11 protein-coding genes are annotated in these 14,020 nt (G+C 65.6%); 8 read left to right on the forward strand and 3 right to left on the reverse strand.

The window, feature by feature from the left end; genetic code table 11:
• Positions 1–43: 43 nt before the first annotated feature.
• The 8 genes from ACFVTG_RS24045 (at position 44) to ACFVTG_RS24080 (ending at position 11,654) form a co-directional block, all read left to right on the forward strand.
• Entirely contained in the window at positions 44–1,411 is a 1,368-nt protein-coding gene (locus tag ACFVTG_RS24045; RefSeq protein ID WP_390283389.1) for an MFS transporter, read from the forward strand.
• Positions 1,412–1,551: 140 nt separating this feature from the next.
• On the forward strand, positions 1,552–3,318 hold the full coding sequence (locus tag ACFVTG_RS24050; protein WP_390283392.1) for a dihydroxyacetone kinase family protein: 1,767 nt from the start codon (positions 1,552–1,554) through the stop codon (positions 3,316–3,318).
• Positions 3,315–3,785: a ribose-5-phosphate isomerase gene (locus tag ACFVTG_RS24055; protein WP_284754724.1), complete on the forward strand. Its 471-nt coding sequence runs from the start codon at positions 3,315–3,317 to the stop codon at positions 3,783–3,785. Before ACFVTG_RS24050 ends, ACFVTG_RS24055 begins: the two co-directional genes overlap by 4 nt.
• Positions 3,769–4,611: a triose-phosphate isomerase family protein gene (locus tag ACFVTG_RS24060; RefSeq protein WP_390283395.1), complete on the forward strand. Its 843-nt coding sequence runs from the start codon at positions 3,769–3,771 to the stop codon at positions 4,609–4,611. Before ACFVTG_RS24055 ends, ACFVTG_RS24060 begins: the two co-directional genes overlap by 17 nt.
• Positions 4,608–5,408, forward strand: a complete 801-nt coding sequence (locus tag ACFVTG_RS24065; RefSeq protein WP_390283398.1) for a sugar phosphate isomerase/epimerase family protein — start codon at positions 4,608–4,610, stop codon at positions 5,406–5,408. Before ACFVTG_RS24060 ends, ACFVTG_RS24065 begins: the two co-directional genes overlap by 4 nt.
• A gap of 1 nt (position 5,409) precedes the next feature.
• Entirely contained in the window at positions 5,410–6,270 is an 861-nt protein-coding gene (locus ACFVTG_RS24070; RefSeq protein ID WP_284754727.1) for a phosphogluconate dehydrogenase C-terminal domain-containing protein, read from the forward strand.
• A 176-nt stretch (positions 6,271–6,446) separates the two neighbouring features.
• Entirely contained in the window at positions 6,447–11,333 is a 4,887-nt protein-coding gene (locus ACFVTG_RS24075) for an NAD-glutamate dehydrogenase (protein ID WP_390283402.1), read from the forward strand.
• A gap of 99 nt (positions 11,334–11,432) precedes the next feature.
• Positions 11,433–11,654 (forward strand): hypothetical protein, encoded by a 222-nt coding sequence (locus tag ACFVTG_RS24080; RefSeq protein ID WP_390283405.1) that lies wholly within the window; start codon positions 11,433–11,435, stop codon positions 11,652–11,654.
• Positions 11,655–11,771: 117 nt separating this feature from the next.
• Here the strand turns inward: ACFVTG_RS24080 and ACFVTG_RS24085 are convergent, their stop codons facing one another.
• The 3 genes from ACFVTG_RS24085 to ACFVTG_RS24095 form a co-directional block, all read right to left on the reverse strand.
• Entirely contained in the window at positions 11,772–12,020 is a 249-nt protein-coding gene (locus ACFVTG_RS24085; protein ID WP_059388455.1) for a hypothetical protein, read from the reverse strand.
• Between the two features lie 193 nt (positions 12,021–12,213).
• Positions 12,214–13,806: a histidine ammonia-lyase gene (hutH, locus tag ACFVTG_RS24090; protein WP_390283408.1), complete on the reverse strand. Its 1,593-nt coding sequence runs from the start codon at positions 13,804–13,806 to the stop codon at positions 12,214–12,216.
• A gap of 94 nt (positions 13,807–13,900) precedes the next feature.
• Positions 13,901–14,020, reverse strand: a 120-nt coding sequence (locus tag ACFVTG_RS24095) for a hypothetical protein (protein ID WP_390283414.1), incomplete at its 5' end; no start/stop codon positions are given.

Here is a 14,020-nt window from a genome sequence, read left to right on the forward strand (position 1 = left end):
TCTGCAGAAGGACAACGCGCTCCGGCAACCTCTAGGAGTCAATGTGGACACCACACAATCGGTGGTCGAAAGATCGGCCATCAAAAAGGTCGCGATCCGGCTGGTGCCGTTTGTCGCCTTGATGTTCTTCATCAATTACCTGGACCGGACAGCCATCTCGTTCGCCGGCCCCAACGGCATGAACAAGGACCTTGCGCTCTCCGCAGCGCAGTTCGGCTTCGCGTCCGGAGTCTTCTTCATCGGCTACATCCTGCTCGAGGTGCCTAGCAACCTGGCCTTGCACAAGTTCGGCGCACGCCGCTGGCTGGCCCGAATCATGGTCAGCTGGGGGATTGTGTCCCTCGTGTTCACCTGGGTGGGCAACGTGGATCAGCTCTACGTCCTCCGTTTCATCCTTGGTGTGGCCGAGGCCGGATTCTTCCCTGGCGCAATCCTCTTCCTGAGCCTCTGGGTCCCCGCAAAGCACCGAAGCAAGATCCTGGCGCTCTTCTACTTGGCACAGCCCCTGACCACGGTGATCGGCGCTCCGCTGGCCGGCGCGTTGATCCAGCAGCACGGCGTGTTCTTCGGCCTTGAAGGCTGGCGGTTCATGTTCTTCGGCGTCGCCATTCCGGCGATCGTCATCGGCGTCATCTCCTGGTTCTACCTGGTCGACTCCCCCGCCAAGGCCAAGTGGCTGACGTCGGAGGAAAAGACCTGGCTGACCGGTGCCCTTGCAAAGGAAAAGGAAGCAACCGCTGCCAGCAACAAGCACGTCAGCGTCCGCACAGTGTTCGGCAACGGCCGCGTTTGGATGCTCTCCCTGATCTACTTCGGATTCATTTACGGCCTCTACGCCCTCGGCTTCTTCCTGCCGACCATCATCAAGGGTTTCGAGTCCCAGTTCGGAACGAAGTTCGACGTCTTCCAGCAAGGCCTCATCACGGCTATCCCGTACTTGCCTGCCGCCGTCGCCCTGTACTTCTGGTCCAGGGACGCCACCAAGCGCGGCGTCAAGACGTGGCACATTGCGCTTCCCGCACTGACCGGCGCCGTCAGCATCCCGTTGGCACTGTTCGCAGGATCCCCGGCCGCAACGATCGCCGTCATCACCATCACCGCCATGTCCATTTTCGCGGCGTTGCCGAACTTCTGGACGGTGCCCACGCAGTTCCTCACCGGCGCGGCAGCCGCAGCCGGCATCGCGCTGATCAACACGGTCGGTAATCTCGCGGGCTTCAGCGCCGGTTACATCACCGGCTGGCTCAAGGACTGGACCGGCAGCTATACGGCGCCGCTGTTCGTGGTGGGCGGGTTCATGCTCCTGTCCTCGATCCTCATGGTTGTCCTCAGCCGCCGGGGCAAGGCCAGCGACGGCATCCCCGCAGAGGCACTGGATCCCGCAGGCGCCGGCCACCACGCAGAGCCCTAACCCGGCCCGGCCCGCCCAACTAACTCGCAGTTGTTGTCGTTTTGAGCCCCCATAACGACAACAACTGCCAGTCAGTTGGGCCCCACCGCCCCGCCATCCGGCACCATACCAATCCTCGCTATTAGGTCCAGGAGTTCCGCATGACCCGCTTGTTCAATGAACCCGCAGCCTTCGCTGACGAAATGATCGAAGGTTTCGTCGCATCGCACGGCCGCTGGGTACGGCGCGTATCCGGCGGCGTTGCCCGCAGCACCCGGAGCACTCCCGGCACGGTAGCACTGGTGATCGGTGGCGGTTCGGGCCACTACCCGGCTTTCGGGGGTCTCGTCGGCCAGGGCCTGGCGCACGGCGCAGCGATGGGCAACCTCTTCGCCTCACCGTCCGCGCAGCAGGTCTACAACGTGGCCAAGGCGTCGGACAACGGCGGCGGCGTGCTCCTGGGCTACGGCAACTACGCCGGCGATGTCCTGCATTTCACCCAGGCGCAGGAGAAGCTCCGGAAGGAGGGAATCGACTGCCGCAGCATCGCCGTGACGGACGACATCTCCTCCGCCCCCGCAAGTGAGATGCACAAGCGCCGTGGTATCGCCGGTGACCTGACCGTCTTCAAGGTCGCCGCCGCAGCCTCCGAAGCCGGCCACTCTATGGACGACGTCGTGCAGATCGCCGAACGTGCCAACCACCGCACCCGTTCCTTCGGCGTCGCGTTCACCGGGTGCACGCTGCCCGGCGCGGAACGGCCGCTCTTCACCGTCCCCGAGGGCCGGATGGCCGTCGGCATGGGAATCCACGGCGAACCGGGCATCGGCGAAACCGACATTCCGACGGCGGACGAGCTCGCCGAGCTGATGGTTACCAAGCTCCTCGCCGAAATCCCCCAAGGCGTCGAGATCAGCGGCGCCCGCGTCGTCCCCATCCTCAACGGCCTGGGCAGCGTGAAGTACGAGGAACTGTTCGTGGTCTACCGCCGCGTAGCGAAGCTCCTTGCAGAAGCAGGGCTCGACGTCGTGGATCCCCAGGTGGGCGAGCTCGTGACCAGCTTCGACATGGCAGGCACATCCTTGACCCTTTTCTGGCTGGATTCCGAGCTTGAGGAACTGTGGCTGGCGCCAGCCGATGCCCCTGCCTTCCGCCGCGGCGCGATCACTTCGCAAGCCCTGGCAGCCGACGCCGCAGGCACCGACAGCAGCGAGCTGGCCGACGTCGAACTTTCCATCCCTGCCGCCACGGCTGAGTCCCGCGCGGCCGCCGTCCGCGTCCTCGCCGCACTTGGCGCCGCCAAAGACGTCGTAGAGGCCAACGCTGACGAACTCGGCCGGATCGATGCGATCGCCGGCGACGGCGACCACGGCATCGGCATGGAACGCGGAGTCCGCGCCGCCGTGGAAGCCGCGGCATACGCCGTCGAACGCGGTGCCGGCGCGGCCACCACCTTGCACTTCGCCGGGGACGCCTGGGCTGATAAGGCCGGCGGAACCTCCGGCGCCTTGTGGGGCATGGCGCTGCGGGCCGTCGGTGACGCCCTGGGCGACGTCAACGCGCCCGACGGCGGTGCTGTCGCCACCGGTGTAGCGGACGCCGCCGCGGCCATCATGAACTTCGGCAAGGCCACGGTGGGCGACAAGACCTTGGTGGATGTTCTGGTCCCTTTCCGCGACGCCCTCGAAGCCGGCGTGCAGGACGGCCGGTCCCTGACGGACGCGTGGGGCACCGCCGTCGTGGCAGCCCAACAGGCTGCCGAGGACACCGCGAACCTGCTGCCGCTCATGGGCCGCGCCCGCCCGCACGCCGAGAAGAGCCTGGGAACCCCGGACGCCGGAGCCGTCTCGATGGCCCTGATCGTCAAGGCAATCCACGAGTCCCTTCTGGACAACACCGTCGAAAACACCATCAAGGAGACAGCATGAGCACCAAACTGCGCCTGGTCATCGGATCGGACGACGCCGGATTCGAGTACAAGGAAGCCCTGAAGGCCGACCTCGAGGCCAGTGAACTGGTCGAATCCGTGACCGACGTCGGAGTGGACGCCATCAGCCACACCCCTTACCCCTCCGTGGCCATCGCCGCCGCCGAGCTCATCGCCGCGGGCAAGGCCGACCGTGCACTCCTGGTGTGCGGCACGGGACTGGGGGTGGCCATCGCGGCCAACAAGGTCCCCGGCATCCGCGCCGTCACCGCCCACGATTCCTTCTCCGTGGAACGGGCCGTCCTGAGCAACAACGCCCAGGTCCTCACCTTCGGCCAGCGCGTCGTCGGCCTGGAACTGGCCCGCCGCCTCGCCGGGGAGTGGCTCACCTACACCTTCGACGAGTCCTCAGCCTCCGCCGAGAAGGTCACACTCATTAAGGACTACGAGGGTGTCACTTCCTGCTAAACCCGCCGTCGGCGGGACGAATGAGAAGGCGATCATCGGCGTCAGCCTGAAGATGTACTTCGGCTACGAGCACACGCTCGAGTACTGCCGGGAAGTGGCGTCCATCGCGGCTGCGCATCCCGCGGTCCAGAGCGGCGAGGTCGAGTTGTTCGTCCTGCCGGCTTTCCCCGTGCTGGCCGAAGCCGGCCGGCTCCTGGACATGTCCGGCGTGGGCACGGGCGCGCAGGACATCTTCTGGGAAGACGAAGGCGCGTACACCGGTGAAGTCAGCGGGAAGATGGTGGCCGAGATCGGCGGCTCCTACGTCGAAATCGGGCACGCCGAACGCCGCAGGATCTTCGGCGAGGACCACCGGGTCATCGGACTCAAGACCACGGCGGCCTACCGCAACGGCCTCACCCCGGTTCTGTGCGTCGGCGAACTGAACTCCGGTTCAGCCGAAGAATCCATCGCCCATTGCACCGCCGAGATCGACGCCGGACTCAAACGGGCGCAATCGCTCGGTCCCGCAGGCCGGACCATCGTGGCCTACGAACCCCAATGGGCCATCGGCGCACCGGAACCCGCCACCCCGGACTACATCAGCGCCGTGGTCCGCGGCCTCGACGAGCACCTCCGCTCGTTGCCGGGACAGGCCGAGAGCCGTGTCATTTACGGCGGCAGTGCCGGCCCCGGACTGATCAGCCAGTTGGACATGTCCGTCGCCGGCTTGTTCCTGGGCCGCTTCGCGCACGATCCGAAAGCGCTCAAGACCATCCTGGACGAGGCTGCCGCACGCCTCGTTGCGTCCGCACCGGCAAGGGCCGCGAAAGGGGTGACAGTATGAGCTCAACCATCGGCCTGAGCAGCTACGCGTTCTTCTGGCAACTCTCGGACGCCGTCTCGGCACCGCTGAGCATCCACGACGCGTTGGCGCGCACCGCGGAACTGGGCGTGGAGCTGTTCCAGATCTGCGACTACGCTCCCCTGGAGCACATGTCCGACGACGAACTAACTGCCGTCCGCTCAACCGCGGACTCCCTGGGCATCACGCTGGAACTCGGCACGAAGGGCATTCGCCCGGAGCACCTTCGCAAGTTCCTGCACATCGCCCGGATCCTCGGCTCGGACCTCCTCAGGACCATGTTCAACGTCCCCGGCCACGCGCCCGACGCCGACGAAGCCACCGCGATCTTCACCGAGGTCCTGCCGGCCTTCGAAGCGGCAGGCGTGCGGATCGCCGTCGAAACCTATGAGCAGGTGCCCACCGCACGGATCCTGGACGTGATCCGCCGGGTGGACAACCCGTACCTCGGGATCTGCAGCGACCCCGCCAATACTGTCGCGGCGCTGGAGATGCCCCGCGAGGTGATTGACGCCGTCGCGCCCTATGTCCTGAACATGCACATCAAAGACTTTGCGTTCAGCCGCAAGGAGGGGTGGGTCGGGTTCACGTACTCCGGCGCGCCGCTCGGCGAAGGCCTCTTGGACTACGACTACATGGCCGGCAAGATCCAGCCCTCGCAAAGAAGCATCAACCAGATCGTCGAACACTGGCTGCCCTGGCAGGACACCGAGACGGAAACCATCCGCATCGAAAACCAGTGGACCCAACAAAGCCTCGAATTCCTAAGGAGCAAGTGAAATGTCAGCAGAACAATTGACCGTCGCCGTTGTCGGAGCCGGTGGCAAGATGGGGATGCGCGTTTCCGCCAACCTCCAGAAGAGCAACCACACCGTCACCTACAGCGAGAACTCCCCCGCCGGCCAGGACCGCGTCCGCGCCGAGGGCCGCGAGATCACCGCAACGGACGACGCCGTCAAGGGCGCCGACGTCGTGATCCTCGCCGTGCCGGACACCGTCCTCGGCATCGTCTCCGAAGGCGTCGTCCCACAGATGAAGCCCGGCTCGATCCTCCTTACCCTGGACCCGGCCGCTGCATATGCCGGACTGCTGGCCAAGCGCGACGACGTCGTCCAAGCCGTAGCCCACCCGTGCCACCCGTCCGTGTTCCTCGAGCGCACCACCAAGGAAGAATGGGCCGACACCTTCGGCGGCCAGGGCGCCCCGCAGAACGTCGTGGCAGCCATCGACGAGGACGCCCCGGCAGCGACCCGCGACGCAGCCGAGGCGACCATCCGCACCATCTACGCCCCCGTCATCGACGTCCACTGGGTCACCGTCAAGCAGCTCGCCATCCTCGAACCCACCCTCGTGGAGACCGTGGCCTGCATGATCGGCACCCTGCTCAACGAAGCCCTCCACGAAACCGTGCACACCGCCGGCGTCCCGGAAGAAGCAGCCAAGGCCATGCTGTTCGGTCACGTGCAGATCGCCCTGACCAACGCCCTGCGCGGCTCCAACCCGTTCTCCGAGGCCTGCGAAATCGCCATCCAGTACGGTAAGGACACCATCATCAAGGACGACTGGAAGAAGATCTTCGACGATTCCGAGCTCGACGGCGTCATCGCCAAGATGCTCAAGCTGGACGCTGTCAAGCGCTAGGCACGGCATCACCACCCGCGAGATGGCACATCACGGCAATACTGCCGCGACGTGCCGTCTCGCAGTGCATTCCAGGGGTTTACGCCCCGCCCCGCGCCAGCCATCATGAAATCAGGCGCAGGACTTCGCCGACCGCTAAAGTACGGCCGCTCCTTGCGCGGCGGAGGCGCAGCGACATGTCACCCAGGATCGAGCCCGCGGACCACGCCTTGGGCACTTCCCCCGGCGCCCCCGAGCGATTCCTGAGCGACTACTACGAGCACGTGGCCGATGACGATGTCCGCAACTACACCACGGACACACTCCTGGAGCGTGCCCGCTACCACCGCTCATTGGCGGAACGGCGGGCTCCCGGGCAAGCTGTGATCGGCGTCCTGAACGAGGCCGACGCGAGCCTCGCAGCGATTGTCACCGATGACATGCCCTACCTGGTTCCGTCGGTCACCGCGGAAATCGCCAGGGACAACGCCTCCATCCGGCTCCTGGTCCACCCCACTTTTACCGTCACCCGGGATCCAGCCACCCACCGCCTGACCGACGTCCACCGCCGCCCCCTGCGGACGGGACTGCCGTCCGGCGTCGAGCCTTCCGCTTCGGTCACCCCTGTGGACCACGACGACGGCGGCCCGCTCGCGGAGGCGTGGATCGCCGTCGAGATCTCCAGGCTTCCGGACGAAACGAGCGCCGAACGCCTCGTTGAACGGCTGCAGACCGTCCTTGGCGATGTCCGGGCCGCCGCGGAAGACGCGGCTGCCATCCACCAGGAACTTGCCAATGAAGTCCGCCGCCTGGAGGGGGTCCCCGCAGCGCAGGAGGTCCAGGAGTTGCTGCGCTGGCTGGACGACGGGAATTTCGTGTTCCTCGGCTACCGTGGCCTGCGGGGTTTGGGGTTGCTCCGGAATGTGGCGGCCGACGTGTCCAATGCCGTGCCGTCCGAAGCCGGTCCGTCCGCAAGGCCTGGCGCGGCACCCCTCCTCACCCTCACCAAGTCGACGCTCCGCTCGACGGTCCTCCGGCGCGCCTACCTCGACGAAATCAGCCTGACCACGGGTGACACAAGCGGCGAGCGCACCTTCGTCGGCCTCTTCGCTCCCAGCTCGGCATCCCGCTCGGCACTCCTGATTCCCGTCATCCGGGACACTGTCGACGAGGTGCTGCGGACGTTCGGCTACCCGCCCGCGTCACACCGAGGCAAGGAACTCCTGGCGGTGGTGGAGGCCTATCCGCGCGATGAACTCTTCCATATCGACGCGCGGCAGCTGGCCGAGCACGCGCGGGACATCCTGCGCCTCCAAGAACGCCACAGCACACGGTTGTTCCTGCGTCCGGACTCGCACAACCGCTTCATGGCGGCGCTGGTCTTCCTGCCGCGGCAACGCTACAGCACGGCCGTCCGGCTCAACATTGAACGCGAACTTCGCGAGGCCTTCGGCTCCGAGGCCATCGAGTTCGAGCTCCGCCTTGGCGAATCCTCCATGGCCCGCGTGTTCTTCCGGGTCCTGTTGCCACGCGAGGGGGCGCCCGCCGTCGTCGACCCTGCGGTACTGGAGCAGCGGATTATTGCCGCAACGAGGTCATGGGCGGAAGGCCTGGACGAAGCCTTGCGGGCAAGGTTCCCCGCGAACGAGGCCGCCCGGCTGTCCCGGCAATGGGCCACCGCCTTTCCGGCCAGCTACAAGGCCGATTACGAGGTGGAAGACGCGGTTCAGGACATCGTCCGGTTCGAGAGTTTCGCGCCCCCGGACGCGGACCTGGCAGACGGCGACACCCCCGACCCTTTGCTCACCGTCTACAGGCGCCCGGGAACCGCCGTCCTCACCGAAGATGCACGGATTCGTCTGTATTTGACCCGTCCGCAGAGCCTGAGCGAGATTCTGCCGTTCTTCCACAACCTGGGCTTGCGCGTCCTGGACCAGCGGCCGTTCGATGTGCAGCGTGCCGATGGGCGGTCCTTCTTCCTATACGACCTCGGCCTCGTCTATCCGCGCGGTGTTGATCCCGTGGGAACCGGCGAGCTCCTGGCCGCTTCGTTCTGTGCCGCGATGCGGGGAGATGCGGAGTCCGACGCCTTCGATGCCTTGGTCATCCGGGAGGGGATCGACTGGCGGCGGACAGCCATCCTGCGGGCGTATGCGAAGTACCTTCGGCAGCTGGGGAGCACCAATTCCTATGGGTTCATCGCGGATACCCTTCGCGAGAATGTGCGTGCAACCCGCGCCTTGCTTTCGCTCTTCGAGGCGAAGTTCGATCCGGACCGCTTCGAACCCGATCTGTTCGATCCTGAACTGCGCGCGCCGGCGCCAGCTGGGCCGACGCCTGCTGAGCAGATGGCGGCCGGAGGCGACCTGTTCGAAACGGACGGCGGCAAGTACAGCTCCCGGACACAGGCCACGAACGCGGCCCGGAAGGAACTGGCGGAAGCGATCGACGCTGTACCGGTCCTCGACGCCGACCGCCTGTTGCGTTCGCTCGCGAGCCTCGTGGAGGCCACGCTGCGCACCAACTTCTACCTCAACAAGCCGTATTTGAGTTTCAAGCTCAACCCCGCTTCCATCCCCGCCGCACCGGCGCCCCGGCCACAGTTCGAAATCTGGGTCTACTCGCCACGGGTGGAAGGCGTCCACTTGCGTTTCGGCGCCATTGCCCGCGGCGGCTTGCGTTGGTCCGACCGCCGTGAGGACTTCCGCACGGAGGTCCTGGGGCTCGTGAAAGCCCAGACCGTGAAGAACGCCGTCATCGTTCCCACGGGAGCCAAGGGCGGCTTCTATCCCAAGCAGCTCCCGGACCCCGCCGAAGACCGGGCGGCTTGGCTGGCCGAGGGCCAGGAAAGCTACCGGATCTTCGTTCGTGGACTGCTGGACATCACGGACAACCTGGTTGCCGAGCGGGTCGTCCCGCCCGCCCGCGTGGTGAGGCACGACGGCGACGACTACTACCTCGTGGTGGCCGCGGACAAGGGCACGGCCACGTTCTCCGACATCGCCAACGACCTCGCGGCAGAGTACGGATTCTGGCTGGGCGACGCGTTCGCGTCCGGCGGTTCAGTGGGTTATGACCACAAGCAGATGGGCATCACGGCCCGCGGCGCCTGGGAGTCCGTGCGGCACCATTTCAGCGAACTGCTCATCGACTCCCGGACCGAGGATTTCACCGTGGTGGGCATCGGCGACATGAGCGGCGATGTGTTCGGCAACGGCATGCTGCTCTCGAACCACATCAAGCTGGTGGCGGCCTTCGATCACCGGCACATCTTCCTGGATCCCACCCCGGACCCGGCCACTTCCTTCACCGAGCGGAAACGGCTCTTCAAGCTCCCGCGCTCATCCTGGGCCGACTACAACCCCGCGAAGCTCAGTCCCGGCGGAGGAGTGTTCTCCCGGGCCGAGAAGTCAATCAGCATCACCGAACCGGTCCGCCTCGCCTTGGGATTGGATGAAGGCACAACGGCGATGAGCCCGCCCGATCTGCTCAGGGCCGTCCTCACGGCCCCCGTCGACCTGCTGTACAACGGCGGAATCGGCACCTACGTCAAGGCTTCCACCGAGACGCATGCCGACGTCGGAGACAAGTCAAACGATGCCATCCGGGTCGACGCCGCCCAACTGCGTACCCGGATCATCGCCGAGGGCGGCAATCTCGGCATCACCCAACGTGGCAGGATCGAGGCCGCACTGGCCGGAATCCTCGTGAACACCGATGCCATCGACAACTCCGCCGGCGTGGACTGCTCGGACCACGAGGTGAACATCAAGATTTTCCTGGACCGGATGATCGCCGCGGGCAAGATGTCCCCCAACGAAAGGACGAAGTTCCTGCACTCACTCCAGGACGAGGTGGGGCGCCTCGTCCTGGAAACCAACGTTGACCAAAACGTCCTCCTGCTCAATGACAGGCAACTGGTCCTCGAGTGGAGCCCGAGCTTCGAACGGACCATGGACTGGCTCGACTCGGCCACTGACCTGGACCGGGAGCTCGAATGCCTGCCGACTACCCAGGAAATCCAGGCACGAGTCGGGACCGGAGTCGGACTGACATCGCCCGAACTGGCCGTGCTGGCGGCTTATGCCAAGATCGAGCTGGCCCGGGAGCTGACTGAAGGCGGGCTCGCGGACGATCCATGGTTTTCGCAAACGCTGCGCGAGTATTTCCCCCGCCAGCTCTCGGAACGGTTCGGCGAGGACCTCTCCACTCATCCCTTGCGCCGCCAAATCGTCGCCACGGTGGTTGCCAACGACATGATCAACCTCGGCGGCATAGCCTTCGCGTTCCGCGCCATGGAAGAGACCACCGTTTCGGCGGCCGCGGTGGCGCGTGGATTCGTGGTCATGCGCCGAATCTGGGACTTCGATTCGGTCACGGAGGCCCTGGCCCAAGTACCCGCAAGCATCCCCAGCGAACATGGGTGCGCCGTCGCCCTGGATATGCGCCGCCTCCTCGACCGGTCCACCCGCTGGTATGTCACGCACGATTTCCGGGACAAGCCCCTTGCGGACGCCTTTGCGCGGCTCGAACGGCCGATGTCATTGATGCGGGCAAATTTCACGCGCTTCCTGCACGGGATCAACCTGCAACACTCGTTGACGCGCCTCGCCCATTCGGATTCGGTGGGCTTGCCACACGAGCTGGGCCTTCGAGCCTCGGAACTCCTCGTCAGCTACGGCCTTCTGGACACTTCCGCGATTGCCGAGGAATTGCAGGAGCCCGTTGAGGACGTGGCGGAGGTCTACTTCGCCGTGTTTGAGCGGATCTCGGCCATTCCGCTGTTGGAACACATCACGCTGTTGCCGCGCGAAACCCACTGGGAGGCCTTGGCGCGGGCAGCCCTCCGCGACGACATGTACTTGGTCCTTGCCGACATGACCAAGGCCGTTGTCCGGCACACGCCCCGCTCCTCGGAGGCGGCCGCCGACCCGGTGGAGCGGATCATGGATTGGGAGCGCGGAAACATCGAACAACTCGCCCGCATCCAGGACACCATCAAGGAAGCCATCAAACCCGGCCCGGTGGACATTGCGGCACTCTCCGTCGCAGTGAAGCTCTTGCGCGCTATGGTCCGCCGGTGATCCAGCTCCCAGAATGACAGACATCCGACGACTCTTTGCTATCTTTTTATGCAGGAATTGCCGCTCCCCCCTGCGGCACCCTGCAGAAGGAGCCCCCCAATGAACACCGCAATAATAGAACCCAAGGAAATCCATTTGTCCTTTGCGTCCGTCGACGAAGTCCACGCCGGACTTGACGAAGCCGTCGGCACGCTCATCGAAGCCGCTGCCGAAGACGGTCGCTGCGGGATCCTGGTGACCCGCCGGGAACCCGGAAGCTACACGGTTGCCTTGGACGAGTCGGTCCCGTTCGGCCAGACCCGCGAGGTCCTCGCCGCCTAGGACAGGTCCTCGAAACAGGCACGGACAACAGAACCGGGGCTTGTTTCCCACACCACGCCAGGACGGCGCGGAATGGGAAACAAGCCCCGGTTCTTTATCTCGGTTGTTAAGCGGTCACTACACCCGGCGCAGCTCCACGCCGTCGGACTTCATGAAAAGCTGTTTGGCGGCTTCATCGGCGCCAGGTCCTGCGGGTTCAAGCCACACAACGTTGCCGCTGCCCGAGACTTCCTGCACCTCCCCCGCCGCGACCACGTGTGCGTGCCTTACGACTTCGATCCGCTCCCCCACCTTCAACGTTCCCCAGTTGGAAACGACGGCGGACTGTGCGATTCGCCTGGACAGGACTGTCCCGCGTGCCTTCATTGAACTTCTACCCCTTTGTGGATGTTCGTTGTTTCAGTTGTGAACGGATATTCCCCGGCAGGCCCACGACATCGTCGGCGTGGACATGCCGTACCTCATAAGTTCTACTACACAGAAAGCGCCCCGGGGCACGTATTGCCAAACATTTCCGGGGCGCTTCCTATTGTTCACTCGAACAGCATTTTGTTCGGCGTCAGGCGAGAATTCCGACGGCGGATTCGGCCGCTGCTCGCACCTCGCCGGCGCCTACAAGCCGGTCCGCCGCTTCCAGCTCAGGTGAGAGGAAACGGTCAGTTCCGGGACCATCGACGACGCCGCGCAGCACCTCGATCACGGCGGTGCCTGCAGGCCCCGGAGTGAGTTCGCCACCGGACAGTTTGGTGCGGATGTCGAGGGCACGCGCGCTCGTCACGAGTTCCACAGCCAGGACACGGCGCAGGTTCTCAATGGCCTTGCGGAGCTTCCGGGCAGCGTGCCAACCCATGGAGACGTGGTCTTCCTGCATAGCGGAGCTCGGGATGGAGTCCACTGAAGCCGGGACGGCCAGGCGCTTGTTATCCGAGACGAGGCCGGCCTGGGTGTACTGGGCGATCATGAGGCCCGAGTCCACGCCGGGATCGTCGGCAAGGAACGCCGGCAGACCGTGTGAGCGGGCCGGGTCCAGCATGCGGTCCGTGCGGCGCTCGGAGATGGAAGACAAGTCGGCCACCGCGATCGCCAGGAAGTCCAGCACGTAGGCCACCGGGGCGCCGTGGAAGTTGCCGTTGGAGGACACGCGGCCGTCCGGGAGCACCACGGGGTTGTCGATGGCTGCAGCCAACTCACGGGAGGCCACGAGTTCGGCGTGCGTCACGGTGTCGCGGACCGCGCCGGCAACCTGGGGTGCGCAGCGGAGCGAGTACGCGTCCTGGACCTTGGTGTCGTTGACGCGGTGCGAAGCAACGATCGGCGAGTTGGAAAGCACGCGCAGCATGTTGTCCGCGCTTGCAGCCTGGCCCGGGTGGGGCCGCAGGGCTGCGTGCAGCTCCGGCAGGAACACCTGGTCCGTGCCGAGCAGCGCCTCGACGCTGAGCGCGGCGGTGACGTCCGCCGTCGTAAGCAGCAGGTGCAGGTCGGCGATGGCCATCAGGAGCATGCCGAGCATGCCCTCGGTGCCGTTGACCAGGGCCAGGCCTTCCTTTTCCGCGAGGACCACCGGCTCGATGCCGTGTGCGGCGAGGAGCTCGGCAACCGGCTTCGTTCCGGCGGCGCCGTAGAGCTCGCCGTCGGGCCCGGTGGCTTCGCCTTCGCCCATCAGGACCAGTGCGCAGTGGGACAGCGGGGCGAGGTCGCCGGAGCAACCCAGGGAGCCGAATTCACGGACAACGGGGGTGATACCGGCGTTGAGTACGTCCACCATGGTCTGCAGGACCACGGGACGAACGCCCGTGCGGCCCGAGGCCAGGGTCTTGGCGCGCAGGAACATGATGCCGCGGACCACTTCGCGCTCCACTGCCGGGCCCATGCCGGCGGCGTGGCTGCGGATGAGCGACTTCTGCAGCTGCGTGCGGAGTTCGTTGGGGATGTGGCGGTTGGCCAGGGCACCGAAGCCCGTGGAGACGCCGTACGCCGGAACTTCGCTGTGGGCGAGGCCGTCGATGTGGGCGCGGACCTTGGCGACCGTGTCCAGGGCTTCCTGGGAGATGGTCACCTTGGCGTCGTGACGTGCGACGGCGACGACGTCCTCCGGCGTGACTCCGCTGGAGCCGAGGGTGACGGTCAGCGGTTCGTGGGTGGTGAGAGTCATTTTTCCTCGTTCTTCCCAACTAGCTCGCAGTTGTTGTCGTTTTGGGGTCCCATGACGACAACTAATGCGAGTTAGTTGGGGGTGTGGGGTCTGGTTAGTTGGTTTCCGTCATGGGGATTCGGACGCCGCGTTCGTGGGCGACTTCGATGGCGCGGTCGTAGCCGGCGTCGGCGTGGCGGATGACGCCCATGCCGGGGTCGTTGGTGAGGAGGCG

The sequence above is a fragment of the Arthrobacter sp. NPDC058127 genome (genome assembly GCF_042884555.1).
Lineage (GTDB): Bacteria > Actinomycetota > Actinomycetes > Actinomycetales > Micrococcaceae > Arthrobacter.